General features: G+C 53.7%; 23 protein-coding genes and 1 riboswitch. Of the genes, 16 read left to right on the plus strand and 7 right to left on the minus strand.

The window, feature by feature from the left end:
• Nucleotides 1-41: 41 nt before the first annotated feature.
• Both sucB and ACFR81_RS02175 read left to right on the plus strand, forming a co-directional pair.
• Nucleotides 42-1,793, plus strand: coding sequence for a 2-oxoglutarate dehydrogenase, E2 component, dihydrolipoamide succinyltransferase (gene sucB, locus ACFR81_RS02170; RefSeq protein ID WP_343873944.1), 1,752 nt, complete (start codon nucleotides 42-44; stop codon nucleotides 1,791-1,793).
• Nucleotides 1,794-1,928: 135 nt separating this feature from the next.
• Complete coding sequence (locus ACFR81_RS02175; protein WP_145174345.1) at nucleotides 1,929-2,312, plus strand: hypothetical protein; 384 nt, start codon at nucleotides 1,929-1,931, stop codon at nucleotides 2,310-2,312.
• Between the two features lie 55 nt (nucleotides 2,313-2,367).
• On the opposite strand, the gene ACFR81_RS02180 is transcribed toward ACFR81_RS02175, so the two are convergent.
• Entirely contained in the window at nucleotides 2,368-3,918 is a 1,551-nt protein-coding gene (locus tag ACFR81_RS02180) for a serine/threonine-protein kinase (RefSeq protein WP_343873947.1), read from the minus strand.
• Between the two features lie 149 nt (nucleotides 3,919-4,067).
• Here ACFR81_RS02180 and lipB point away from each other — a divergent pair, with 149 nt between their 5' ends.
• The 5 genes from lipB to ACFR81_RS02205 all read left to right on the plus strand — a co-directional run bounded on the left by lipB (nucleotide 4,068) and on the right by ACFR81_RS02205 (nucleotide 7,472).
• A complete protein-coding gene (gene lipB, locus ACFR81_RS02185) occupies nucleotides 4,068-4,739 on the plus strand; it encodes a lipoyl(octanoyl) transferase LipB (protein ID WP_145174339.1) in 672 nt (223 codons plus the stop codon).
• Nucleotides 4,740-4,832: 93 nt separating this feature from the next.
• On the plus strand, nucleotides 4,833-5,840 hold the full coding sequence (lipA, locus tag ACFR81_RS02190) for a lipoyl synthase (protein ID WP_068173179.1): 1,008 nt from the start codon (nucleotides 4,833-4,835) through the stop codon (nucleotides 5,838-5,840).
• Between the two features lie 116 nt (nucleotides 5,841-5,956).
• Entirely contained in the window at nucleotides 5,957-6,682 is a 726-nt protein-coding gene (locus tag ACFR81_RS02195) for a DUF4191 domain-containing protein (RefSeq protein WP_233126074.1), read from the plus strand.
• A 124-nt stretch (nucleotides 6,683-6,806) separates the two neighbouring features.
• Nucleotides 6,807-7,103 carry a VOC family protein gene (locus tag ACFR81_RS02200; protein ID WP_343874308.1) on the plus strand — a complete coding sequence of 99 codons (297 nt, stop codon included), beginning with the start codon at nucleotides 6,807-6,809 and terminating at the stop codon, nucleotides 7,101-7,103.
• Nucleotides 7,104-7,127: 24 nt separating this feature from the next.
• Entirely contained in the window at nucleotides 7,128-7,472 is a 345-nt protein-coding gene (locus ACFR81_RS02205; RefSeq protein WP_343873954.1) for a VOC family protein, read from the plus strand.
• A 9-nt stretch (nucleotides 7,473-7,481) separates the two neighbouring features.
• Here the strand turns inward: ACFR81_RS02205 and ACFR81_RS02210 are convergent, their stop codons facing one another.
• Nucleotides 7,482-7,931 carry an RDD family protein gene (locus tag ACFR81_RS02210; protein WP_151146765.1) on the minus strand — a complete coding sequence of 150 codons (450 nt, stop codon included), beginning with the start codon at nucleotides 7,929-7,931 and terminating at the stop codon, nucleotides 7,482-7,484.
• A 223-nt stretch (nucleotides 7,932-8,154) separates the two neighbouring features.
• On the opposite strand from ACFR81_RS02210, the gene glnA (ACFR81_RS02215) reads away from it, so the two are divergent.
• Nucleotides 8,155-9,585 carry a type I glutamate--ammonia ligase gene (glnA, locus tag ACFR81_RS02215; protein WP_068173187.1) on the plus strand — a complete coding sequence of 477 codons (1,431 nt, stop codon included), beginning with the start codon at nucleotides 8,155-8,157 and terminating at the stop codon, nucleotides 9,583-9,585.
• Between the two features lie 91 nt (nucleotides 9,586-9,676).
• Nucleotides 9,677-10,429 carry an acetolactate decarboxylase gene (gene budA / locus ACFR81_RS02220; protein ID WP_343873962.1) on the plus strand — a complete coding sequence of 251 codons (753 nt, stop codon included), beginning with the start codon at nucleotides 9,677-9,679 and terminating at the stop codon, nucleotides 10,427-10,429.
• Here the strand turns inward: budA and ACFR81_RS02225 are convergent.
• Both ACFR81_RS02225 and glnA (ACFR81_RS02230) read right to left on the minus strand, forming a co-directional pair.
• Nucleotides 10,426-13,599, minus strand: coding sequence for a bifunctional [glutamine synthetase] adenylyltransferase/[glutamine synthetase]-adenylyl-L-tyrosine phosphorylase (locus ACFR81_RS02225; RefSeq protein WP_145174694.1), 3,174 nt, complete (start codon nucleotides 13,597-13,599; stop codon nucleotides 10,426-10,428). The two genes, budA and ACFR81_RS02225, sit on opposite strands and share 4 nt — an antisense overlap.
• Before the next feature lie 72 nt (nucleotides 13,600-13,671).
• Nucleotides 13,672-15,012 (minus strand): type I glutamate--ammonia ligase, encoded by a 1,341-nt coding sequence (glnA, locus tag ACFR81_RS02230; protein WP_068173198.1) that lies wholly within the window; start codon nucleotides 15,010-15,012, stop codon nucleotides 13,672-13,674.
• A gap of 102 nt (nucleotides 15,013-15,114) precedes the next feature.
• Between glnA (ACFR81_RS02230) and panB the strand changes: the two genes are divergently transcribed.
• Both panB and ACFR81_RS02240 read left to right on the plus strand, forming a co-directional pair.
• A complete protein-coding gene (gene panB / locus ACFR81_RS02235) occupies nucleotides 15,115-16,041 on the plus strand; it encodes a 3-methyl-2-oxobutanoate hydroxymethyltransferase (protein WP_190616707.1) in 927 nt (308 codons plus the stop codon).
• Nucleotides 16,042-16,054: 13 nt separating this feature from the next.
• Entirely contained in the window at nucleotides 16,055-16,705 is a 651-nt protein-coding gene (locus ACFR81_RS02240) for a GNAT family N-acetyltransferase (protein ID WP_343873967.1), read from the plus strand.
• 91 nt (nucleotides 16,706-16,796) lie between these two features.
• On the opposite strand, the gene ACFR81_RS02245 is transcribed toward ACFR81_RS02240, so the two are convergent.
• Nucleotides 16,797-16,997, minus strand: coding sequence for a hypothetical protein (locus ACFR81_RS02245; RefSeq protein ID WP_068173204.1), 201 nt, complete (start codon nucleotides 16,995-16,997; stop codon nucleotides 16,797-16,799).
• 186 nt (nucleotides 16,998-17,183) lie between these two features.
• Here ACFR81_RS02245 and map point away from each other — a divergent pair, with 186 nt between their 5' ends.
• The 5 genes from map (at nucleotide 17,184) to ACFR81_RS02270 (ending at nucleotide 22,201) form a co-directional block, all read left to right on the plus strand.
• Nucleotides 17,184-18,098: a type I methionyl aminopeptidase gene (gene map / locus ACFR81_RS02250; RefSeq protein WP_190616710.1), complete on the plus strand. Its 915-nt coding sequence runs from the start codon at nucleotides 17,184-17,186 to the stop codon at nucleotides 18,096-18,098.
• 17 nt (nucleotides 18,099-18,115) lie between these two features.
• Complete coding sequence (gene ppgK / locus ACFR81_RS02255; RefSeq protein ID WP_083147383.1) at nucleotides 18,116-18,967, plus strand: polyphosphate--glucose phosphotransferase; 852 nt, start codon at nucleotides 18,116-18,118, stop codon at nucleotides 18,965-18,967.
• Between the two features lie 123 nt (nucleotides 18,968-19,090).
• A riboswitch (TPP riboswitch) is annotated at nucleotides 19,091-19,191 on the plus strand.
• The gene (gene thiM, locus ACFR81_RS02260) at nucleotides 19,182-19,988 is read left to right on the plus strand and encodes a hydroxyethylthiazole kinase (protein ID WP_145174314.1); all 807 of its coding nucleotides are present in this window, start codon (nucleotides 19,182-19,184) and stop codon (nucleotides 19,986-19,988) included. It overlaps the preceding riboswitch by 10 nt.
• A 2-nt stretch (nucleotides 19,989-19,990) precedes the next feature.
• Nucleotides 19,991-20,686 (plus strand): thiamine phosphate synthase, encoded by a 696-nt coding sequence (thiE, locus tag ACFR81_RS02265; protein WP_343873974.1) that lies wholly within the window; start codon nucleotides 19,991-19,993, stop codon nucleotides 20,684-20,686.
• A gap of 3 nt (nucleotides 20,687-20,689) precedes the next feature.
• Nucleotides 20,690-22,201, plus strand: a complete 1,512-nt coding sequence (locus ACFR81_RS02270; RefSeq protein WP_343873976.1) for a bifunctional hydroxymethylpyrimidine kinase/phosphomethylpyrimidine kinase — start codon at nucleotides 20,690-20,692, stop codon at nucleotides 22,199-22,201.
• Nucleotides 22,202-22,245: 44 nt separating this feature from the next.
• Here ACFR81_RS02270 and nrdR read toward each other — a convergent pair whose 3' ends face one another.
• Together nrdR and hisD are read right to left on the minus strand one after the other, a co-directional pair.
• Nucleotides 22,246-22,815, minus strand: coding sequence for a transcriptional regulator NrdR (gene nrdR / locus ACFR81_RS02275; protein WP_343873979.1), 570 nt, complete (start codon nucleotides 22,813-22,815; stop codon nucleotides 22,246-22,248).
• Nucleotides 22,812-24,173 carry a histidinol dehydrogenase gene (hisD, locus tag ACFR81_RS02280; RefSeq protein WP_343873982.1) on the minus strand — a complete coding sequence of 454 codons (1,362 nt, stop codon included), beginning with the start codon at nucleotides 24,171-24,173 and terminating at the stop codon, nucleotides 22,812-22,814. The genes nrdR and hisD overlap by 4 nt, the downstream gene beginning before the upstream one ends.
• Nucleotides 24,174-24,263: the final 90 nt, after the last annotated feature.

The raw sequence follows: 24,263 nt of genomic DNA on the forward strand, positions 1-24,263 counted from the left end.
CTGTACGACTAAGCATCTACACGAAAGAGACGAGAAAGAGCATGTCCCACACAGTAGAACTGCCCGCACTGGGCGAATCCGTTACCGAAGGTACCGTTACCCGCTGGCTCGTAGAAGTTGGCGACACCGTATCCGTTGACGACCCCCTTCTCGAAGTTTCCACCGACAAGGTAGACACCGAGGTTCCTTCACCCGTTGCAGGTACCGTTGAGAAGATTCTGGTTGAAGAAGACGAAGACGTAGAGGTTGGTGGCGCGCTCGTCATCATCGGCGACGGCTCCGCTTCATCCGACGACTCCTCAGCTCAGAAGGCTGAAGACGAAGCTCCCCTTGAAGAGGAAGCTGAAGAGCAGGCAGAAGAGACCGCTGCAGAGGAAACCCCTGCAACCGAGTCCAAGTCTACTTCCGGTTCCTCCGAGGGTCAGGAAGTAACTCTTCCCGCACTGGGCGAGTCCGTGACCGAAGGTACCGTTACCCGCTGGTTGAAGGAAGTTGGCGAGACCGTAGAGGTTGACGAGCCCCTTCTCGAAGTTTCCACCGACAAGGTAGACACCGAGGTTCCTTCACCCGTTGCAGGTACCCTTCTGGAAATCCGCGTTGAAGAAGACGAAGAAGCTGAGGTTGGCCAGGTTCTGGCTATCGTTGGCGATGCGTCCGCTGCTTCTTCAAAGTCTGAAGCTCCTGCTGAAGAGAAGAAGGAAGATCAGAAGCCCGCTCCTGCTGAAGAAAAAGAAGAAGCTGAAGCTCCTGCGAAGGACGAAAAAGAAGCTGCTCAGGCTGAGCAGGCTGACGTTAAGTCCAGCGATTCTTCAGAGTCCTCTGAATCCGGCGACGTCTATGTAACTCCTTTGGTTCGCAAGCTTGCGAAGCAGGAAAACATTGACCTTTCCACCATCAAGGGCACCGGCGTTGGCGGTCGTATCCGCAAGCAGGACGTTCAGGCAGCAGCAGAGGCTAAGAAGGCATCTTCCGAGTCATCCGCAGCAGCAGATACATCTGCCCCTTCGGTGGCTCCCGCTACCCCCGCAGCTCCTCAGAAGCAGGCAGCTCCCAAGGCTGCGGCGTCATCTAAGCGCGGTACCACTGAAAAGGCTCCCCGCATCCGCCAGACCATCGCTAAGCGTATGGTTGAATCCCTGCAGACTTCAGCTCAGCTGACCACTGTTCAGGAAATTGATTTGACCCGTCTGGTTGCTTTGCGCAACAAGGCTAAGGATGGCTTTGCAGCTCGCGAGGGTGCTAAGCTCACCTTCCTGCCCTTCTTCACCAAGGTAGTGACCGAGGCTCTGCAGCAGTTCCCGCAGTTCAACGCTTCGATGTCTGAAGACCTCAAGGAAATCACTTACCACGGTTCTGAAAACATTGGTCTTGCAGTAGATACCCCCAAGGGTCTGCTCGTTCCTGTAGTTCAGGACGCCGGCGATTTGAACATCTCCGGTTTGGCTAAGAAGATTGGCGACGTCGCAGGTCGTGCGCGCGATGGCAAGATTGGTCCTGAGGAACTCTCCGGTTCAACCTTCACTATCTCCAGCACCGGTCAGACCGGCGGTGTATTCTTCACCCCGATCATCAACCAGCCCAACGTAGCTATCTTGGGCATCGGTTCGACCAACAAGCGCCCTGCTGTAATCCAGGATGCTGATGGCAACGATGTAATCGCTATCCGTAGCCTCGCTTACTTCTCCTTGACTTACGATCACCGTGTAGTCGATGGTGCAGACGCTGGCCGTTTCTTGAACTTCCTCAAGCAGCGCCTTGAAGAAGCAGCATTTGAAGCTGAGCTAGGTCTCTAAACCGTAGAGATCCTCAAGGGTTGATAAGAAGGGAGTCGCAGTTTTTGCTGCGGCTCCCTTTTTGGTGCTCTGTTCCACTACATATTTAGTCACAGACTGTCGATAAAGGTGGGTTATCTTAAGTAGACTAAGGTCATGGCTATCGCAACAAGTATTCTCGTTTTCTTGCACGTTTTAGGTGCAACCATGGTGGTTGGTATCTGGATTGCTAACTTCAAAAAAGGCATTGTAGTGCCCGGGCAGTTCCATGCGGCTCTGCTACAGATTGTGACTGGTTTTGCCCTGTATTTCATTATGATGAGCAATCTGGGTTCAGAATCGAACACCATGTTCCACATGTACGTTGGCATCAAGATGCTTCTGGGCATTATCGTGGCTATCGCTGCTTTCTTCGGACAGAAGAAATATAAGAAGGCGCGCGCAACTGGCAATCTGGAAGCCGCTCGCAATATTCCTTTGGCTCACACCGTAGGCGGCTTGGGTCTGATTAATATCGCCATCGCAACGATTCTTCTCTAATTCGTTCACCGTTGATTTAAAAGTGCCTCCGCTGTTGAGCGGAGGCACTTTGAGTTTAAGAGGAAGTCTTTGAGGGTGAACGAGGTTCCGCAGAGAGAAGACGCCACCCTTCATCGCTCTTCTGCACCGTGAAAGTCACCTCTTGTTGGAGCGTATTACCTTGTATGGTGAGCCCCATGCTCTGGGCGTTCTCAGGGGTGAAGTTATCTGGTTTATCTGCGGAAAGAGTTACTCTCATGCTCAGCTCCCCGCCGTCCGTCTGCATATCTTCGATAGAAACGATGTTCAAGGGCATAGATTTCAGCGTTCTGTGCGTATCCCGGGAGAGTAACTGAGCGTCCTGTTTTTCCAGGTCGGAGCCAGATTGAGCATAGGAGGAAATGAGAGTGCGCTGTCCTTGGGCGAGTACAGAATTTCGTTGCTCCACCAGATGAGTCATGATTTCCTCAGGGTTCTGTTCAGCCATGGGTGATGCTTCCAGCGATGTAGTTGCCATAGAAGCCTGGGGGGAAGTTTCCTGGCTCTCAGCAGTAACCGGTGCTGTAGGAGAGTTGAGGTGTTCGAAAAGTGCATAAGAGCCTGCACCGATGATAGCCAAAATCAGACATGCGCTGCCGGCACGTCTCAGTTTCTGCTGTATTCCCTGCGCTGGTTGAGAGACCTTACTCCCCAGTACTTTCTGCGATGTTGCCTTTTTCTTGGAGGGTTGGCGACGCGCGGGTAGCTCCCCTCTGACCGAGGGATGGGCGCTAGCAAAAAGGTCAACGGGCTGCGCAGAGAAATGATGCTGAATGATGGCGTTGATTTCTTGAAGGCTTGGCTGCGGCTTATCTTGGTCAATGGCGTGTTCAAGAGTGACGCCGAGCTCTGGTTTGGTGGCGGGAAGCAAGAGTTTAAGCGGCGGACGGTGGAGAACGTCCCCGGGTGCCTCACCTGTCAAACATTCCCACAGGATAGATGCAACAGCTGCGATATCTTTTCGATAGTATTCTTCGGCAACCGTAGAGTTCTTGCCCCGCAAATCTACATCGGGCGCCAAGACCTTGAGTGTACCGTTAGAGGTGAAAAATATGCGGTGAGCGGTGAACTCTGTAAAAGCCATTTGTTGCTGATGAAACCACGTCATGGCATACACAAGCCCGGCTGCAATGGTCGCCACTTCTTCACCGGGAAGTTTACCGCGCTGGGAGATAGCTTGGGCAAGGGTTCCGCCGTCAACCTGCTCGTACCAGATTTGGTCCCTGGCTCCGGAGCTGGCAAGAGCAAATACCGTGGCAACGTGCTGGTGCTGGGTGAGTGCGCAGAGGCGATCCGCAGGGCGCAGAAGTGCTTCGGAAGCTGGTCCGTGGGGAATTTCTTCCATACAGTAAGTCCCAGCAGGGATACCTAAGATGTCCTGTTGTGAAGTAGGTTGATACCTAGCTGACCAGATGGATCGTTCAGCATCGGAGTACATCGAAAATCTCAGGTCAATGAGCTGGTTCGACGGCGCCGATACGGCTTGATTCTCTGGTGCGGTTTCTTCGTTCTTCATAGGGATACTAATACCGCACCGCGCCAATCCGCGCCCAGAGTTATCCACAGCTTCAGTATCGGTACTTGTCACCTTCCCTTTGAAGTTGAGAGCGAAACCGTCTTAAAGCGTCACATTGGTTTGTAACGCAGATTCCTTCTGTGGGGTGCGGATTATTTGCTCGTTCAATCTCACAGTCCCCGCGGTTTCTCTCCTTTCCTCAATGGCGTTAGGGTAGATACATGACCGTGAACATTGAACGGGTTGGTTTTGCACCCGATTTTGTAGATTATGTTGAAGCGCTAGAACTTCAGCAAAAAGTACATGCGAAGGTGGCTGCCCAGGAACAGCAAAACACCGTTCTCTTGCTAGAACATGAGTCAGTTATTACAGCCGGTAAACGCACCGAAGACCACGAGTACCCGCAGGATTCCTCCACGCGCGTCGTCAAAATTGACCGCGGCGGTAAACTCACCTGGCATGGTCCCGGACAACTCGTGGGCTACCCCATCGTGCGCCTGCCCGAGCCAATTGACGTGGTGAAATACGTTCGCATTATTGAAGAAATTTTGATCAATGTGCTAGCTTCGCTAGATATTCACGCCGAGCGGGTCGAAGGTCGTAGCGGTGTGTGGATGGTCGGTAAAAATGGTGAGCAAGATAAGAAGATTGCCGCCATCGGAATCAGAGTTGCCAAGAACACCACAATGCACGGATTCTCCATCAACTGCTCTAACGATTTAGACCCGTTCGGGCAGTTCATTCCCTGCGGAATTTCTGACGCCGGAGTCACGAGTATTTCCGAGCAGCTCGGCAGGAATTTTGAGCCGGTTGAAATTGTTGAAAGATTAGAGAAAGAACTGATTGCATACGCAGATCAGTTAGCGGCCCAGTTTGAGCCCCACTCCGCCTAGGAAATCTAGCAAGAGTCGGAGTCAACACAACCGCCTGGGGTATATCCACTTGAATTTTTATCCCGTGAGGGAAGCACCACAAAGGAGCAGAGAATGAGTGTAACGGCCGAAGGACGTAAGTTGCTTCGCGTTGAAGCGCGCAACGCCGAGGTACCTATTGAGAAGAAGCCTCACTGGATTAAGACCAAGGCTAAAGTCGGCCCCAACTACAAAGAGATGATTGATCTCTCTACAGGATCCGGTTTGCATACTGTGTGTGAGGAAGCGGGTTGCCCGAACATCTACGAGTGCTGGGAAGACCGTGAAGCGACCTACCTCATCGGTGGTTCAGAATGCACCCGTCGCTGTGACTTCTGTGCGATTGCTACGGGTAAGCCGGTTGCTCTCGATAAGACTGAGCCGGTCAAGGTTGCCTTGAACGTGAAAAAAATGAACCTGCGCTACACTACAGTCACCGGTGTTGCACGCGATGATTTGGAGGACGGCGGAGCGTGGCTGTACGCCGAGACAATCCGCCAGATTCACAAGGTCTCCCCCGGTACCGGCGTCGAAATTCTGATTCCTGACTTCAAGGGTAAAGAATCAGATTTGCAGCAGGTAATTGATGCTAAGCCCGAGGTTTTTGCCCACAACCTAGAAACCGTTCCGCGTATTTTCCGCAAGATTCGCCCCGCGTTCCGCTATGAGCGCTCGTTGGAAGTTATCCAGCAGGGTAAAGAAAACGGCATGATTACCAAGTCAAACCTCATCTTGGGTATGGGTGAGACCGACGAAGAAATTTATGAAGCCCTGTGCGATTTGCACGACTACGGGTGCGACACCATTACACTCACCCAGTACCTGCGCCCAGGTCCCCTGTTCCACCCCATTGATCGATGGGTGAAGCCTCAGGAATTCCTCAACTACGCCAAGATGGCTGAGGATATTGGATTTGCCGGTGTGATGGCGGGACCGATGGTTCGCTCCTCCTACCGTGCAGGCCGTCTCTGGGCTCGCGCTATGAAACACAATGGTTACCCGATTCCTCCCGAATTGGCACACATCGATGACGACGGCGCAGCGCTGCAGGAAGCTTCGGCGCTGGTGGCGGCAGGCTACTAAGCCGTGAATACGCCGCGCATCGTTGAGGCTATTTGCAACGGTCAGCTAGAATGAGACCGAGAGCGGTGGGTCTGACCCGCCGCATAATTCAAGACCCTTTGGACGAAGGACAGATTGTGGCTTCAAGACGCGAAGATGCACGCGCTGAAAAAGAACAGAAGAAAAAAGATAAAGGTCCGGGCATGTTTGCCCAGATGAAGCAGGTCTTCGCCATGACCCGCAAGTCAGACCCTAACGTTGTTTGGGTTATGTTGGCATGTGCTCTTGCTGTTCTGTTGCTCTTCATCCTCATCGGTGTATTGACGGGTAACTGGATTACCTGGACTCTCATCGGTATTCCCTTTGCCATTTTGGTTGCTGTTTTGGTTCTTTCGCGCCGCGCAGAACGAGCTGCTTTCAATCAGATTGATGGTCAGCCCGGTGCCTCTGGTGCCGCTTTGAGCTCATTGCGCCGCGGTTGGATTGTCGAAGAGCGCCCCGTAGCAATGAACCCCCGCACTCAGGATTTGGTGTTCCGTGCCCTCGGTCGCCCCGGCGTCGTCTTGGTCACTGAGGGTCATTCTCAGCGTGTGGGCGGACTTATCGCCCAGGAGAAGAAGCGTCTCAAGCGTATTGCGCCCAACGTTCCTGTGCATGTGATTAAGTCCGGAAATGGCGAAGGTCAGACTCCGGTCAAGAACATCACTAAAGAAATGCGCAAACTTCCCAAGACTCTCACCGAGCAGGAAGTTCACGCTATTAATGGTCGACTCTCGTCGCTGGGTAATAACTTGATGCCCATGCCTAAGGGAATTGACCCCACTCGCATGCGCCCCGACCGTAAGGGTATGCGCGGCCGCTAAGTGATGGTTACTCCGTTTTTCTCTACAAATAGCTCCCTGGTGCGCCGGGGAGCTATTTTTGTGCGCTATTGTCTGAAGGGAACAGTGCCCTCCCGTTCTTAGTTAGCAGGTAAACATGTAGAAAATAGTCCCTTCTCTCTGGTCAGACCACGATGCAGATCACATGGCAGAGCTCTACGAAAGGGCATTCGGGGCAACCATTACCCAAGAAGTGCGGTATCCAGAGAATCCCCTCGAATTCCAGAAAGATTTGGCGGGTGAAATGTTCACCTTAGATTTGAATTTTCAGGGCTATCGCATCAATATCATCAATGCAGACGGGACTTTTCGCCCCACTCCATCGATGAGTTTTAGAGTAAATTTTAATCCCGCTACGGATGATAACGGTCAAGAAAGTTTGCGCGAAGCCTATCGGGTATAAGCGGACGACGGCGCCCAGGTACTGATGGAGTTAGGTTCCTACCCTTTTAGCGACTTATATGCCTGGGTCGAAGACCGCTGTGGGGTGAGCTGGCAGTTGATGCTTGCGCAGCCAGAGAATGAGCCCCGACCCTTTATTATGCCAGCGCTGATGTATACGCGAGGTCATCACACTCAAGAATTTACCCAGATGCTTCTGCGCCTTTTCCCCGGTTCCACTGCAAAAACTCCAATTTTGGTTCCAGCATCAGACCAGCAAGTGATGTTCTCCGAAGCTCGCATCGCAGGAGACTGGATGATGATTTCAGACGGCGGCGACGTCCACGACTTTACATTCACGATGAAAAAGATTGAAATCGATCAGTTCTAAAAAGAGCTGTTAGCGGATACGAACCAGCGCAGTATTGCGAATACGATCGTGAGCACCGCGCTGATCAGCATCCATCAAGAAGACAGGAATTACCAACATAATCAGGGAAGAGCGGATAAAACCGGTTGCCCACCCCGCTGGGGTGCCGTCCAAACGCTGAACCTGCATGCCCAACAGAAGATGCCCTAAGGTGTGCCCCATAAATCCTACGCACACGCTCTGATACAGCCATACGAAAATCAGAAGGGCTATGGATTGAGCGACATTGCCCTGAGGCCAGCCGATAAGTGCCAGAATTCCCCAGCACAGATACCAGTCGACGATAAAAGCGAGGATACGCCGTCCGAAGCGAGCCAGGGATCCAGGACCTTTTTGCGGTCTGCCCATATACTCGCCGGGATAATTCTGGGTAGTGGGAGGGCCGTCGAGCCAGCCGCCCACGTCGTTGCGATCAATCACAACAACAAGACTACCGAATCAGTCCGAGGAGGGGAAACTACTGCAAACCCTCCCTTGAAAACTAGGTTTTGGGTGATTCATCTCTCAATTTACTGTTACAAGTACGAAACAAAGATGATACCGAGCCGCAAAAAGGGAACAATAGACTGTAGAGACAACCTCTGAAGAAAACGCTTCAGAGAAAATCGGGTCGCCTCAAACTCGACTAAGGAGAAAACCGACCATGTTTACAAGCTCACAGGAAGTTCTGGATTTTATCCGGGATGAAGAAAACGGCATCAAGTTCGTCGACATTCGATTCTGCGATATGCCCGGCGTCCAGCAGCACTTCAACATGCCCGCAAAGTCCATTGACGAAGACTTCTTCGTGACCGGACAGATGTTCGATGGCTCCTCCATCCGAGGCTTTCAGGGCATCGCTGAATCGGACATGCAACTGATTCCTGATCCCAAGAGCGCCTACGTCGATCCTTTCCGCGTTGAGAAAACCCTCAACATCACCGGTTCCATCGTGAATCCCCGCACCGGCGATCCCTACCACCGTGATCCTCGCGGCGTGGCTGAGCGTGCTGAAGACTACCTGAAGTCCACTGGTATTGCTGATACCGCGTTTTTCGCCTCTGAAGCAGAATTCTTTGTCTTCGAAGATGTTCGTTATGAAGTCACTCCCCAGTCCACCGGTTTCAAGATTGATTCCGATGAGGCTTACTGGAACACCGCTCGCAAGGAAGAGGGCGGCAACCTGGGTAACAAAACTCCCATCAAGGGTGGCTACTTCCCCGTTTCTCCTGTAGACAAGCAGGCGGATTTGCGCGATGCCATGAGCGTCGTCATGGACGAGGTTGGACTAGAAGTTGAACGCGCCCACCACGAAGTTGGCGCAGCAGGTCAGGCTGAAATTAACTACAAGTTCTCCACTTTGACTCAGGCTGCAGATGATTTGCTGAAGTTCAAATACGTCATCAAGAATACTGCCGATGCCTATGGCAAGACCGTTACATTCATGCCCAAGCCTGTGTTCGGCGACAACGGTTCTGGTATGCACTGCCACCAGTCACTGTGGCAGGACGGCGAGCCCCTCTTCTTCGACGAGCGCGGCTACGCTAACCTTTCCGATACCGCACGCTGGTACATTGGTGGTCTGATTGAGCATTCCTCCGCTGTTCTCGCGTTCACCAACCCCACGGTGAACTCTTACAAGCGCCTGGTACCCGGCTACGAAGCACCCATCAACATGGTGTACTCGCAGGGCAACCGCTCAGCAGGTATCCGCATCCCGATTACCGGCACCAACCCCAAGGCAAAGCGTCTTGAATTCCGCGCGCCGGATCCCTCCTGTAACCCTTACCTTGCTTTTGCCGCACAGCTGATGGCTGGTTTGGACGGCATCCGCAACCGTATCGAACCCCCAGCACCTATCGACAAGGATCTCTACGAGCTCCCCGCCGAGGAAGCTGCAGATATCAAGAAGGCACCGGAGAACCTCGAAGAAGCTTTGGCAGCACTCGAAGAAGATCATGACTTCTTGTTGCAGGGTGATGTCTTCACCGAGGACCTCATCGAAGCATGGATTTCTTACAAGCGTCAGGTTGAACTTGAACCCCTCAAGCTCATCCCCCACCCGCTTGAATTCCAGATGTACTTCGGTGTCTAATATTTTGATTCTGATGTGACTTTGTGAAAGGGAGATTCCACCATCTGTGGAATCTCCCTTTGCTTTGGTCCAACGAATGATGGAGGAAACCATGAAAACCCCTAATTTAACCAGCGCCCATCAGCCTATTCAGCGCAGGAACGAGGTGTTCCAAACCGGATTGATGTCCCAGCTATTGGATGGAATTTACGACGGCGAGCTCACCATCGGCGAGTTGCTCACCCACGGCGATTTTGGCGTGGGTACCTTTGACGGGCTCGACGGCGAGATGATCGTTCTCGATGGGATTTGCTATCAGATGCGCCATGACGGCACCGTTACCCCAGCCGGACTAAATCAACGCACCCCGTTTGCCGTCGTCACCCATTTTCAACCGGTACTACAGCGGGAATTGCCTGAGAACCTTTTGCGCAATTCTGCCGCTGAAATCCTCGATCATTTCACCGGTTCCAAGAATTATATGTATGCATTGAAAATCTGGGGCGAGTTCGATTGGGTACGCACCCGCACGGTCATCAAGCAGAGTAAGCCCTACCCCAAAATGGTAGATGCCACCAATAACGAAGAGATTGTGCAGTTCGACGACGTCGAGGGCACCATTGTGGCGTTCCGAACGCCCATTTATGAGCAGGGCATTGGCGTTCCCGGCTGTCACGCACACTTCATTGATTCATCACTCACCCGCGGTGGGCACGTGGTCGATTTCAAGCTGAAAAGAGCCCACGTCGAAATCTGCCCAGGCACCGATTTGCGCTTGCAATTGCCGCTTACCGAGGCATTTTCTGAGGCAAATCTATCCCCCGATAACCTTTCTGAGCAGATTTCAAAAGCGGAGAAACACTAGGACCGAGGCTCAAGCCGCAGTAAATCGGTATCGAAGAAGAGTCGTTCAAACACCTGCCGCGAATGGCGGGTAAGCCGCAGGTAGTCTTCTTCAAGATCGCGTGCGTGCCCGGGCGCATAGCCGCACCAGCGGGCTATTGCTTCCAAATCTGTACGCTGGGAGGTCAGCACGTCAGAGGCGCGCCCGGTACGCAGCACATTGCATCCGCGGATTTTGGTGGCGAGTCTCCAGGCGTCTTTGAGGGTCCCGGCATCCTCTACCTCTACTAGACCCAACTCTGCAGCAGCGTTGAGCGCGGAGATGGTGCCGGTGACCTGAAGCTGCGGATAATCGTGAGCAAAACACAGTTGCAAAAGCTGAACGATCCACTCCACATCGCTCAGCCCGCCTCTGCCCAGTTTGAGTTGCCGGGTACGGTCGGCACCACGCGGCATCCGCTCATTCTCCACCCGCGCTTTCATCCGGCGAATTTCAATGATTTGTTTCTGCTCAAAACGAGAGGGATAGCGGTAGCGATTAATCAAATCGACAAAAGCCGCCGCCAGCTCATAGGAACCCGCAATAGGGCGGGCGCGCAGTAACGCCTGGAATTCCCAGGTATCTGCCCAACGCTCATAATATTCGCGGTAGGAATCAAGCGAACGCACCATAGGCCCTGATTTACCCTCGGGCCGCAAATCCGCGTCGATCTCTAGAAGCTTTTCAGCGCGGATAGGTGGCTTGCATGGCTGCTTGAGCAGGTGAACGGTGCGCTGAATCAGCTCGTTTGCCTCGGCGAGAGCTTCGCGTTCGTCCGCCTCGGGGCGGGGCTGGTGAACGTACATCAAATCGGCGTCAGAACCGTAACCAATCTCGCGACCACCTTGGCGACCCATGGCGATAATGGCGACGTCGGTGAGAGGCTCAATTACGTCGTCTGAGTCCTCGCCCAGGTAACGCTCGCGCTGGGCAATCATCAGCGCACCTTCTATGGCCGCCTGGTCTATGTTGGACAAGCCAATCGCAATATCTTCAATATCCAGCAGGTTTGCCGATTCGCCCATGGCAAGTCGGAGAATTTCCCGACGGCGAATCAGGCGCAGATTTCGGATGGCGCTGTCGGTTTGGGGATGGCGAGTGAGCTGATTACGTATTTGAGTGTTGAGATCATCAAAACTACGCGGTTTGAGCTCGGCGTCCCGGTCGAGCCAGGCAATGGATTCGGGAACGTCTTCAAGAATATCTGCAATAAAACGCGATGAGGCGAGAATCTGGCACAGGCGCTCTGCTGCTGCCGGTGAATCTCGTAGCATTCGAAGATACCAGGGGGTGGTACCTAGTGATTCTGAGATTCTGCGGAATCCCAGAAGACCAGCATCGGGATCTACGCCTTTGGCAAACCAGCCTAGAAGTACCGGCATGATGGTGCGCTGGATTTCTGCTGAGCGTTGGATGCCCTTGGTAAGCGCCTCAATATGGCGCATCGCTCCACGGGGGTCTTTATAGCCCAGGGCCGCAAGACGATCCTGTGCAGCTTCTTTAGTCAACGCAAGCTCGTCTTTGCTCAGGTTGGCAACCGCTGCCAGCAAGGGCCTAAAGAAGAGTTGCTGATGCAGCGATTTTACATGGCGTTTGAGCCGGTTCCATGCCTTCATCATTTCATCAACGTTGAGCTTGCCGATTTCGTCTGTGGGAACAATAGAACGAGCAAGAACCCTCTGATCTGCCGGTTTATCGGGCATCAGATGGGTTCGGCGCATGCGCAGAAGCTGGATGCGGTGTTCTAATAAGCGGAGATATTTATAGTCATCGGTGAATTGGGCGGCATCGGCTCGCCCAATGTAGCTGGCGTTAGTGAGTGCTCCCAGCGAGTCAACGGTAGCTTGAGTTCGCACCGTAGGGTCGGTTCGACCGTGCACCAGTTGCAGAAGCTGAACGGTAAATTCGACGTCCCGCAAACCGCCCGGGCCGAGCTTAATCTGCCGGTCAATTTCTGCTTTTGGAATGTTGTCAGTCACGCGAGCGCGCATTGCTTGAACCGATTCCACAAAACCATCACGCGCCGCTGATTCCCAGATGAGAGGGTGCATGGCGCTCATCCAACGTTTGCTCAGTTGAGCGTTGCCAGCAACCGGGCGGGCCTTGAGGAGCGCCTGGAACTCCCAGTTCTCTGCCCAGCGTTTGTAGTAGGTTTTGAAGGAATCTACGGTACGCACTAACGCGCCGTCTTTGCCTTCGGGGCGCAAGTTTGCGTCAACTTCCCACAGCATCGGTTCTGGGGCTGGGCCCATGATGGCGCGGGCGAGACCTTGCACGAGCTCGCTACCAATGGCGGATGCGGTAGATTCATCTATCTGCTGGGTATCGGCGGGCAGGTCGGAAAGCGGCACACGGTCCACCGCGTAGACAACGTCGACGTCGGAGATGTAGTTGAGTTCACGGGCGCCGCATTTGCCCATACCAATGACGGCAACTTCAACCTGTGCGACTTCGGCTGCATCAAATTTTTCGCCGGCTTCTTGACGGGATATCGCCAGCGCTGCGTCGAGTGTGGCGGCAGCGAGATCGGAGAGCTTTCGCCCCACGGTGGGCATGAATTCGTGGGGTGCTGGTGAGCACGTATCACGAATAGCTATTTCACAAAGGAACCTGCGGTATTGCGAGCGAAGGGTAACGTAGGCATCTTTTCCGCCCATAGTGGCAATCGGGTTGGCCGCTGCAGGGTCTGCCCCTACCGTTTGAAGCATCTGTGTGCGGTACTGGGTGTCAAGCGGCGCAAAGGGGGTGAGGTGCTCGTGGTCTATTTCGGGCAGCAGAGTGCGGGGAAATTCGTCGACCTGCGGTGCAGTCGGATCAATGTTGAAGACGTCGGTATGCTCCGGTCGTCGCATCAAAAAGTCTCCGAGAGCCTCTGATGACCCCAGTAACCGGAAGAAAGGCAGTTGCTGATCGCCCTGTTCCACATAGCGGGCAAGAGTCGGATCTTTGTCCAGCATGCGCACGATTGCAGGCAACGCGATGTCAGGAGAGGGCGCATACCGGAGCCCGGCAAAAAGCTTCTGGCGATCGATGCTCTCTAACTCAGGAGATTTGAGCCAGCGGGCGCTTTTGGCAGCGTCGAAGAAACCGATGCTAACCATTTCGGCGAGCATACGGCTTTCGTTGCGCTTGGCTATTTCTGCCAGACTCATGGCGTCAGTATTGGGCTCATTTCCTGCCACTGATCTTCCTTCCGGTGAGGTGTAACGAGGTTAAGACAGGGGTTAGAGGATGCCGAGATTATGTTTAAGCTCGTAAGGGGTGACTTCGGCTCGGTAGGCGTCCCAATCATTACGTTTGTTGCGCAGGAACTGTTCGAAAACCTGTTCGCCGAGGATTTCTGCCATGAAGTCAGAATCTTCTGTGCGCTGGATGGCATCGTGTAGGGAGCTAGGGAGCGAATGGTAGCCCATGGCGCGGCGCTCTGCTGAGCTGAGTGCTTGAAGGTCTTCGGTGACTTCTGGCGCCAGTTCGTATTCGTTTTCAATACCTTTGAGCCCTGCTCCGAGGATAACGGCGTAGGCAAGGTATGGATTCGCTGCCGAATCAACACCGCGATATTCGATGCGAGCTGATTGCATTTTATTGGGCTTGTACAGCGGTACACGAACCAGTGCTGAACGGTTATTATGCCCCCAAGACACGTAAGAGGGTGCTTCTCCCCCACCCCACAGTCGCTTATATGAGTTCACAAACTGATTGGTCACAGCGCTAAATTCTGGTGCGTGTTTGAGCACGCCGGCAATAAAGTGGCGGGCTGTGCGGGAGAGCTGGAACTCTGCCCCTGCTTCAAAGAAAGCATTGGTGTCCCCCTCAAAGAGGGAGAAATGAGTGTGCATACCCGAGCCGGGGTGGTCGGTGAAGGGCTTGGGCATGAATGTCGCATAGAGGTTCTGTGACAGTGCCACTTCTTTGATGATGGTGCGGAAGGTCATGATGTTATCTGCTGTTTGCAACGCATCGGCATGGCGCAGATCAATCTCGTTTTGACCGGGACCTGCCTCGTGGTGGGAGAATTCCACCGAAATACCGACTTCTTCCAGCATGGTTACCGCGCGTCGTCGAAAATCTTGGACGATACCGCCGGGAGTGTGATCAAAGTAGGATTCGCTATCGACCGGAGTGGGAAATCCGTCGGCACCGAGTTCGCGTGATTTGAGAAGGTAGAACTCAATCTCCGGTGAGGTGTAGCAGGTAAATCCCATACCCGATGCCTTTTCTAAGGTTCGTTTGAGAACTCCGCGAGTATCCGCGGCACTAGGCTCACCATCGGGTGTGAGAATGTCGCAGAACATGCGAGAGGTAGGGACTTCGTCCCCGCGCCAGGGAAGAATTTGGAAGGTGGATGGATCAGGCTGTAACAGCATATCGGATTCATAGATGCGAGAGAGCCCTTCGATGGCAGAGCCATCAAACCCCAGCCCCTCGGCAAAGGCACCTTCAACTTCTGCAGGAGCGAGCGCCACCGATTTTAGGGTGCCCACCACATCGGTAAACCACATGCGCACAAAGCGAACGTCTCGTTCTTCAATGGTGCGCAATACGAACTCTTGTTGGCGATCCACGGGGCTCCTTCAATACATGGTCGTTTTCTTCCCAGCGTGGGAAGAAAGTTGTTCTCTCTCACTTTATAAGGTTCTGAGCTCAAGGCGGGTAAAGTCGTGGGTATGACTTCTTCAGATGATTCATTGGGTGCCGGTTCTGAGGAAACCGCACCGTATTCCGAAAGCTCCCCTGACCCAGTTACTCCGGCGGAGCACCCAGAAAAACAGTCTGCCAGTGTCTTTGATGGTGTCCGCAAAATTCGTACCGTACATCTTGCTGCGGCAAAGAAACAGGGCGAAAAGTTTGCGATGCTGACCAGCTATGACTATCTCACCGCTCAAATCTTTGATAGTGCGGGAATCGAGATTCTTCTGGTGGGCGATTCTGCCGGATCCAACGTGTTAGGGCACGAATCAACTCTCAGCATCACCGTGGATCAGATGATTCCACTCGTTGGAGCAGTAGCTGCCGGGGCACAGCGAGCACTGGTTGTAGCTGATCTGCCCTTTGGTTCCTACCAGCAGTCCCCTGAGCAGGCTGTGGCAACAGCTGTTCGAATGATGAAAGAAGGAGGCGCTCACGCCGTCAAAATGGAGGTCAATGATTATTTCGTTGACCACGTCCGCGCGGTTGCTCAAGCTGGTATCCCTGTCATGGCGCATATCGGATTCACACCCCAGTCTGAACACGCTCTGGGCGGTTATCGAGTGCAGGGGCGCGGCGAAACAGGGGCAAAGGTTGTAGAAACGGCCCGACTCATGGAAGAAGCAGGCGCTTTCTGCATTCTGATGGAAATGCTCCGATCAGACGTCGCCGCCGAGGTTGAACGCATCGTGGAAATCCCCACCATCGGAATTGGCGCCGGTGGCGCAACCACCGGTCAGGTTTTGGTCTGGCAAGACATGTTTGGCCTACGCCAGGGCAAGATGGCCCGCTTCGTCAAACAGTACGCCAACCTCTTTGACACAATTCAGGACGGCGCTCGCGCCTACCGTGCCGACGTCCGCTCCGGAGCCTACCCTGCTGCCGAGCATCGCTTTGATGACTAAAGGAGCACTAAAGGTGAATGTTGAGATCCGTTTAGAGGCTTCCGCTGACTATGAAGCAGTTGAAAATCTTAACCGGGATGCTTTCTGGAACGTTTTTCAGCCTGGCTGCAACGAACACTATCTGGTGCACGTCATGCGTACCCATGAAGATTTCGTGCCCGAGCTGGCTCTGGTTGCCGAAGTTGACGGCAAGCTGGTGGGAAACATCATGTATACGATGTCCACTCTGAAAAATGATGCGGGTGAGGAAAAGAAAATCGTGACCTTCGGCCCCTTAGCGGTGCACCCTGGCTATCAGCGGAGAGGCATCGGCAAGATGCTCATGCAAGAGAGTTTTGAACGAGCTAAAGCGCTGGGCTACGAAGCTGTTGTTATTATGGGCAACCCAGAAAATTACGTCGGTAGCGGATTCCGCGCCTGCCTCGATTTTAAGGTCTGCATAGCCGACGGATCTTTTCCGATGGCGCTTCTGGTTCTAGAACTCACAGAAGGCTCACTCGGCGGACAACGGTGGGTCTATAGCGAAAGCCCGCTCTTTCAGATAGATGCGGAAGCTGCCGAACAGTTTGAGAAGACCTTCCCAGCACGTGAGAGAGGCTATGCCCCTTCCCAGGAACTCTTCGCTATCTATAGCAGGGCATTTCTGCACCCCGCTAAATCCTAATGTCGGCGCAAAATGGCGGTCACTACTTCACCAGTAGTGACCGTCCTGAAGTTTAAAAAACCTTCTCGCTCAACAGCGAAACGATTAAATTCTAGAGCCAGGAATCCTTCTGGGCATCAAGTTCTTCGTTGCGTGCTTTTGCCTTTTCCATCGCGTGCGAAGCTTCTTCAGCCGTATCAAAAGGTCCCCACAGCTCAGTTATCTTAGACTGCTGTCCTTTCTCTACCTGACCGGTGGAAAGGTTGTACCAGAACTTTTCGTCGCGGGCACCGCTCAAATCTTCAATAGCCATGTTTACTCCTTGAGTTTAATGAAATGCATTCAGTGAATCTGCTTACTTTTCTATCATAGCGTGTTCAATCCAACCGCTTGGGTGAGCTCTGTCCAGCTCCTCTTCGCCTCTCGGTTGGCAAAAGATTCTGAGCTTGAAACATCACCTCAACACCCTTACCCTGCCACAAGGTTTAAGATAGAGGGTATGGCTACAACTCCTGCTTCACATAACTTACCCGCCGAACCCGGCAAGGCGCCCCTGGGCAACCTACGCCCCGGCGTCATTGCCCCTATGCGCTCCGTTCCCGCCCACATCGAACGCCCCGAATACGTGGGCAAAGCAGAGGCGAACGAGGGGAATGACTCCAACATGTACACTCCCGAGGAAATTGAGATGGTGCGTGCCGCCGGTGAGATAGCTGCCAATGCCATTGTTGAAGCATCGAAAATTGCCCAGCCCGGAACAACTACCGATCAGATTGATGTGCTTATTCACGAGTACATCTGCGACCACGACGCCTACCCTTCGACCGTCGACTACCGCGGATACACCAAAGCAGTCTGCACTTCTCTCAACGAAGTTATCTGCCACGGTATCCCCGACTCCACCGTTCTAGAAGACGGCGATATTCTCAATCTAGATGTCACCGCCTATAAGAACGGCGTCCACGGAGACACCAATGTAACCCTGCTAGTGGGCGATGTAGACGAAGAATCACGCCTGCTCGTTGAGCGCACCGAAGAATCCCTACGCCGCGCTATCAAGGCGGTCAAACCCGGGCGAGAAATCAACGTGATTGGCCGCGTTATCGAAAAATATGCCGCACGATTTGGCTACGGTGTGGTGCGCGATTTCACCGGTCACGGCGTAGGCCGTGAGTTCCACTCGGGACTCATTGTGCCTCACTACGACGCAGCTCCGGCATACAACACCGTGATGGAACCGGGCATGATATTCACTATTGAACCTATGCTCACCCTCGGTGAGATTGCCTGGGATATGTGGGAGGACGATTGGACGGTCGTCACCCGCGACCGCAAGCGCACTGCCCAATTCGAGCACACCCTCGTGGTCACCCAAGACGGCGCAGATATTCTTACCCTTCCCACCATTTCCTAACCCGAAAGATAGAACTCATGACTGAAACTGTTACCGAAACCGTAGAAATTCAGGTAGAGGTCACCAAACCTACTCCCGCTGATCTTGCCATCGGCATTGATATCGGGGGAACCGGCATGAAGGGCGGTATTGTCGATATCCGCACCGGTAACCTGGTGTCGGACCGCTTCCGCATTCCCACTCCTTCACCGGCGACACCCGAGGCTTGCGCCGAGGTTGTAGTGCAGATTGTGGAAGAACTACAGTCCCGCGACCTCGCGCCTGCACCCGATTCTCCCATAGGTATCGACTTTCCCGCCGTCGTCAAAAACGGTCGTACTCTCTCCGCTGCCAACGTAGACGAAACTTGGATTGGTGCTGATTTGGAAGGCATCATGTCCAAGGCGCTAGGTGGACGCCGCGTGTATGGCCTCAATGACGCCGATGCCGCCGGACTCGCCGAAGCTCACTACGGGCAGGGCAAAGACAAAGACGGTCTGATCGCCGTGATTACTCTGGGCACCGGCATCGGCTCTGCCCTCATTATCAACGGTCAGCTTGTTCCCAACACAGAGCTGGGCCACCTGGAAATCGATGGGGAGGACGCCGAATCGCGTGCTTCAGCACGTGCCCGCGAACGCGAGGATCTCTCCTGGAAGAAGTACGGTAAACGTCTGCGCCGCTACTTTACCCATGTTGAGATGCTGTTCTCCCCCGATTTGTTCGTGATCGGTGGCGGCGTTTCGAAGAATCCCGATAAGTTCCTTCCCTACTTTGAAGATGAAGTAGAGACCCCCATCGTCATGGCAACCCTGCGCAACAATGCCGGTATCGTCGGTGCAGCGCTCTGGGCTGCTGGCTGGACCCAGACTGTGGAGGATGTCGACTAAGAGTCAGCTGATCGTTAGGATACAAAGGTGCGGATGTTCACGGAACATCCGCACCTTTTGCTTTCCATGGCTGAAATTTTGTGATGTTCATTCACTCCAGATTGTTTTGTTGCTACTATGGTGAGGTGTCACACGGGGTGCGCTTTACCGAAGAAGCGCTGAGATTACACCCGTTGAACCTGATCTAGTTAGAACTAGCGAAGGGAATGTGGAAATGACTTCGTCGCATCCAAGCCTTGAATCTATACACCATTCTGTCCGCGCCACGAATCCTTTGGTGCATTGTCTGACCAACTCGGTGGTTCAAGAAATCACCGCAGATGTGCTGCTAGCGGTAGGAGCATCTCCTGCGATGGTCAGCCATCCGGAAGAAGCCGAACAGTTTGCTGCGGTAGCCTCTGCCGTCCTAGTGAATGTTGGGAATCCAGATCCGCCGATGATTGATGCCATGCGTTCGGCGGTTAAAGTGGCACGCGAGCTAGGGACTCCTTGGGTATTGGATCCGGTCGCGGTAGGCGGTTTAACAGTGCGCACCGAGCTTGCCAGCTCCTTGGTCTACGCCAATCCGGCAGTTATACGCGCTAATGCCTCAGAGGTTATTAACCTTCACGCCGCGGTAACACGCACGCAGGCGCAAGGTGGGCGTGGAGTCGACTCCACCGATTGCCCTGAATCGGCGCTTGAGGCGGCGAGCGCCCTGGCAGAAATTACTGGTGGTGTTGTAGCGATTTCTGGTGCAACAGACATTATTGTTTCAGCGCACCGTATCACAAAAATTAGAGGCGGTAGCGAGCTCATGCCGCTGGTGATAGGTACCGGTTGTTCACTCGGAGCAGTGGTTGCCGCCTATACAGCCTCCACGGATTATTATCATGATGCAGCGGTAGCAGCCCATGCTGCTTACGCTACTGCTGCTGAACACGCGGCCAAGCATTCCAACGGGCCTGGAACTTTTCATGCTCAATGGATAGATGCGCTTTATGCTTCTTTGCCCAACATGGCAGAAATCGAGGAGTCGTAGTCATGAGCCGTCCTCCCCTAGATTTTGGTCTCTATTTAGTGACCGATTCAGTGCAGGCAGGTGGGTGGCAGAACGTAGCAGGGATTGTGGAGCAAGCCATCGCAGGTGGTGTCACTGTGGTTCAGGTGCGCGATAAACATGCTGACGATGCAACTTTTACCCAACTTTTGCTCTCTGTTGCTGAAGTAGCGCGACCACACGGGGTCGACGTCGTTGTCAACGACCGCGTACACATCGCAGCCCGCTTTGGTTTTGACGTCCACATTGGTCAGGACGACATGCCCCTTCACCAAGCGAGAGAGTTGCTCGGACCGAGTCCTCGTATCGGCTTGTCGGTGGGTTCAGAAGCAGAATTGGACGCTGTACTCGATACTACAATTCGCCCGGATGTTCTGGGATTAGGCCCGGTGTTCGCCACCTCTACCAAGTTAGACGCCGGTGCTCCTCTGGGCATCACAGGATTACAGAAACTCGCCCGGCGAGCTGCCCAGAACTCTTTAGCATCGGTCGCCATTGGTGGAATTACTAGCAGCAATATCAATGCAGTGCGTCAAACCACGGTGGACGGTGTCTGTGTGGTCTCTGCCATCATGTCTGCCGAAAATCCCCGCCTAGCGGCTCTCACTCTGAGCGCTCATCCACCCCAGGTTACGAGCCATACGCCATCTTCTTTTGCCCCTTCCCCGAAGGAAGAATAAACAATGATTCCCCGAGTACTCTCTATCGCTGGCACTGACCCAACGGGTGGTGCAGGATTGCACGCAGACCTCAAAGCCATTGCAGCTGCTGGAGGTTACGGCATGGGAGTTATAACTTCCTTGGTCGTACAAAATACACAGGGCGTGCAACAGGTACACACCCCTGAGCCAGAGTTCTTGCGAGCGCAGCTTAAGGCAGTCTCAGATGATGTAGTTATTGACGCCGTCAAAATCGGGATGCTAGCAGATGAAACCTCAACTCAAATGGTGGTTGAGTGGCTGGATGAGGTTTTTTTCTCTACCCAGAAGCCCGAGGTTCCGATTATTGTTGACCCGGTGATGGTTGCTTCCTCTGGCGATGCGCTGGCAGATTCGGTGTCTCATGAGCTACTCCATCGAGCCAGCATCATTACCCCGAATCTCGACGAGTTGGCGTTCCTACTACATCAGCCGCCTGCAAAAAATCCGGACGATATGGTTAAACAAGCCCAGGAACTGGCGCAAAGCACCGGTTCTTTGGTATTGGCTAAAGGTGGACATCTACCCGGCAAGGATAAGGGCAACTTCCTGGTAGGTACGAGCAGTGTGATAGCCCATGCAAAGTCCCCCCAAATTACCACTACTGCCTCTCATGGAACGGGTTGTTCGCTCTCATCATCATTAGCCTGCCGTATCGCTAACGGAGATTCCTTGCCCGACGCCGTCCAGTGGTCGACAGCGTGGGTAAGAGAAGCACTCGAGTTTGGTGAAAATCTACAAGTGGGTCATGGTAATGGCCCCCTCGATCATTTCCACCGCCTCCGCCGCCAGGCCCAGTTCTCACTGCAGGTTCCCCATAGCACCATCTCTTCACCATCTAGAAGACAAGCTGTTGTGCCCGCAGCAGGACCATTTACCCAGCAATTGTGGGAATTAGCAGGCGATGCGTTGGACCGATTTTCGCAGGAGAGCATTGTTCCCGCTTTGATGCAAGGTACTCTCAACGCAGAACAGTTCCATTTCTATGTGGAGCAAGACGACTACTATTTGCAGGTCTACAGCTCTGTATTGTCGCGGCTCTCTTCCCTCGCCCCTCATGAGGAGGAGCGAAAGATGTGGGCGAAGGCGGTCACCCAGACTATTACGGTGGAGCAGGAAATGCATCGAAAGTTCCCTCTGCCAAACATTGTGGAGCCTTCTCCCCTTACCCTTGCTTACACTGACTTTTTAAGGGCTGAAGTGGCTTCCGACTATGTTGTAGGAGTTGCTGCGATACTCCCTTGTTTCTGGTTGTATGCCCAGCTTTCGGAGTACCTTCCAGAAGAAATCGCGGATGACCACCCCTACAAACTGTGGATAGGGACTTACCGGGACGAAGAATTTTTGCGTGCCACTGCTCAAACACTCGAAGTGATGGAGCACCAGCTCACACACGCCTCAAATGCACAAAGGGAGCAAGCCCGTAACGCTTTCGTACGTGCCTGCTCCCTCGAAGCAGATTTCTTTACCCAAGCTCTACTGATTGATCCCCGTTAGAGTCTCGCCCCTTCCCCCCGGGCAAGACAGGGACTTTAAACCAGTTAGAGCAGAGTCGGCTGGTCTATTTCGCCGGAAGACGATGTCTTGGATTTCTTCACCGTCTTATTAACCGGAGAATTCCGTTCCTCTGCGCTCCCTTCTTCTTTTACAGGAGCAGGAGTGTCAACCCGCTCTTTACGCAGGTCAGCGATTGCTTTTTCAAAGTCTTCCAGATTATCGAAGGCCTGGTAGACACTGGCGAAACGCAAAAAAGCTACGGTATCAAGCTTGGAGAGCGGTTCTAGAATGGTGAGCCCGACTTCATGGGCATCAATTTCTGCAAGCCCGCGAGCACGGATTCTCTCTTCCACCTCCTGTGCCAGCTTTGCCAAATCATCTTGGGAGACTGGCCGCCCCTGGCATGCTTTGCGCACGCCAGAGATAATTTTCTGGCGGTTAAACGGCTCAGTTACACCTGAACGTTTGATGACCGAAACAGAGGTGGTTTCCACCGTAGAGAATCTGCGCCCACATTCAGCGCACTGGCGGCGCCGGCGAATTGCTGCGCCGTCGTCGGATGTACGCGAGTCAACCACTCGGGAATCGGGGTGCCGACAATAAGGGCAAATCATGCGTTATTTCCTCGGGTACGGGCGGTAATGGCTTCACCGTGGGCTGGTAAATCTTCGTCAGTAGACAACGTAACAATGTGATCCCCAATTGTAGCGAGTGCGTCCTGGGAGTACTCAATGAGCTGAACAACCTTCATAAAAGTGCTGGTGTTCAGCCCCGATGCGAAAACCGCAGTTCCTCCGGTGGGAAGTACGTGGTTTGATCCAGCGGCGTAATCACCCAGCGGAACCGGCGAGTAGGGGCCGATAAAGATTGCCCCGGCGTTGCGAATCTGCGCAGCTACTGCGCTTGCAGATTCGGTATGTACTTCGAGGTGTTCGGGAGCGTAGGCGTTAGCGACGTCCACGCTATGTTGCAGTGAATCGGTGAGAATAATTCCCGATTGGGGGCCTTCTAGGGCTTCTTTAACGCGGTCACGGTGCTTTGTGGCGCTGGCACGCCTAGCAATAGCCTCTTGCACTTTCTCCGCCAATTCTGGCGAATCGGTGATGAACACTGATCCTGCGTGGGGATCGTGTTCTGCCTGGGATATAAGATCTGCCGCAACGAAATCAGGATTCGCTGAGGAGTCTGCAATGACGGCTATTTCAGTCGTTCCGGCTTCACCGTCTACACCGACGACGCCCTGCAACGCTCGCTTGGCAAGGGCAACAAAGATGTTACCGGGGCCGGTGATGGTATCGACTGGTTCAAGAATATCCGCATCATCGGTGAGCCCGTACGCCATGGACGCTAGGGCTTGGGCGCCTCCAATAGCCCAGACTTCATCGATTCCTAAGATTGAGGCAGCAGCTAAAATAGTGGGGTGCGGCAACCCGCCGAATTCTTTTTGCGGCGGTGTGCACAGCACGATGGACTCTACTCCTGCCGCCTGAGCCGGAACGGTATTCATAATGACTGACGAAGGGTAAACCGCCAATCCCCCGGGCACATACACCCCCACTCGGCGAACGGGAGTCCAGCGATTAATGAGGTGAGCACCCGGCGCTACTTCAATGCTGGTTTCACCAGGTTTTTGAGCGGCAGCAAACGCACGATTACGTTCGATAGATACTTCCAGCGCCGCCTTGAGTTCGGGGCTGATGGAGTCGACGGCGTCTTTCATGGCTTCCGGCGGCACCCGCAAAGCCCCCTGCTCTACGCCGTCAAATCGCTGTGAGAGTTCTTTGACGTAGTCAGCACCGCGTTCGCGTACTGAGGCGATAATTTCGTCCACGGCCTGCTGGGCGTTACCTACATATTCGCTGTTCTGCCGAGGCATGAGCGAGCGCAACTCGGCGTAAGTGTGATGAGTTCCGCGCAGATCAAGAGTTGAAAGTCGAGGGGCACGGTAGTTTTCTGCTGCTTCAGTACTCATGTCTCCATCATAGCGGGCGGTCAAGCCTGCTGAGGTTTTTCTGTCAGATACTGAAAATGCGCTCCGAAGAGGGAGCGCATTTTCAGTGAT

Origin of the sequence: Rothia amarae, assembly GCF_042677725.1 — a bacterium.
In the GTDB taxonomy this organism is placed as follows: domain Bacteria; phylum Actinomycetota; class Actinomycetes; order Actinomycetales; family Micrococcaceae; genus Rothia; species Rothia amarae.

Bases quoted from the DNA above. Each gene is read 5' to 3' on its own strand.
- ACFR81_RS02245 (WP_068173204.1), bottom strand. From the start codon at position 16,997: ATGGCTATTGAAGATTTGAGCGGTGCCCGCGACGAAAAGTTCTGGTAC.
- thiE (WP_343873974.1), top strand. From the start codon at position 19,991: ATGAGCCGTCCTCCCCTAGATTTTGGTCTCTATTTAGTGACCGATTCA.
- ppgK (WP_083147383.1), top strand. From the start codon at position 18,116: ATGACTGAAACTGTTACCGAAACCGTAGAAATTCAGGTAGAGGTCACC.
- ACFR81_RS02270 (WP_343873976.1), top strand. From the start codon at position 20,690: ATGATTCCCCGAGTACTCTCTATCGCTGGCACTGACCCAACGGGTGGT.
- budA (WP_343873962.1), top strand. From the start codon at position 9,677: ATGAAAACCCCTAATTTAACCAGCGCCCATCAGCCTATTCAGCGCAGG.
- ACFR81_RS02175 (WP_145174345.1), top strand. From the start codon at position 1,929: ATGGCTATCGCAACAAGTATTCTCGTTTTCTTGCACGTTTTAGGTGCA.
- ACFR81_RS02225 (WP_145174694.1), bottom strand. From the start codon at position 13,599: ATGAGTCTGGCAGAAATAGCCAAGCGCAACGAAAGCCGTATGCTCGCC.
- lipB (WP_145174339.1), top strand. From the start codon at position 4,068: ATGACCGTGAACATTGAACGGGTTGGTTTTGCACCCGATTTTGTAGAT.
- ACFR81_RS02205 (WP_343873954.1), top strand. From the start codon at position 7,128: ATGGAGTTAGGTTCCTACCCTTTTAGCGACTTATATGCCTGGGTCGAA.
- glnA (WP_068173187.1), top strand. From the start codon at position 8,155: ATGTTTACAAGCTCACAGGAAGTTCTGGATTTTATCCGGGATGAAGAA.
- panB (WP_190616707.1), top strand. From the start codon at position 15,115: ATGACTTCTTCAGATGATTCATTGGGTGCCGGTTCTGAGGAAACCGCA.
- map (WP_190616710.1), top strand. From the start codon at position 17,184: ATGGCTACAACTCCTGCTTCACATAACTTACCCGCCGAACCCGGCAAG.
- lipA (WP_068173179.1), top strand. From the start codon at position 4,833: ATGAGTGTAACGGCCGAAGGACGTAAGTTGCTTCGCGTTGAAGCGCGC.
- sucB (WP_343873944.1), top strand. From the start codon at position 42: ATGTCCCACACAGTAGAACTGCCCGCACTGGGCGAATCCGTTACCGAA.
- nrdR (WP_343873979.1), bottom strand. From the start codon at position 22,815: ATGATTTGCCCTTATTGTCGGCACCCCGATTCCCGAGTGGTTGACTCG.
- hisD (WP_343873982.1), bottom strand. From the start codon at position 24,173: ATGAGTACTGAAGCAGCAGAAAACTACCGTGCCCCTCGACTTTCAACT.
- thiM (WP_145174314.1), top strand. From the start codon at position 19,182: ATGACTTCGTCGCATCCAAGCCTTGAATCTATACACCATTCTGTCCGC.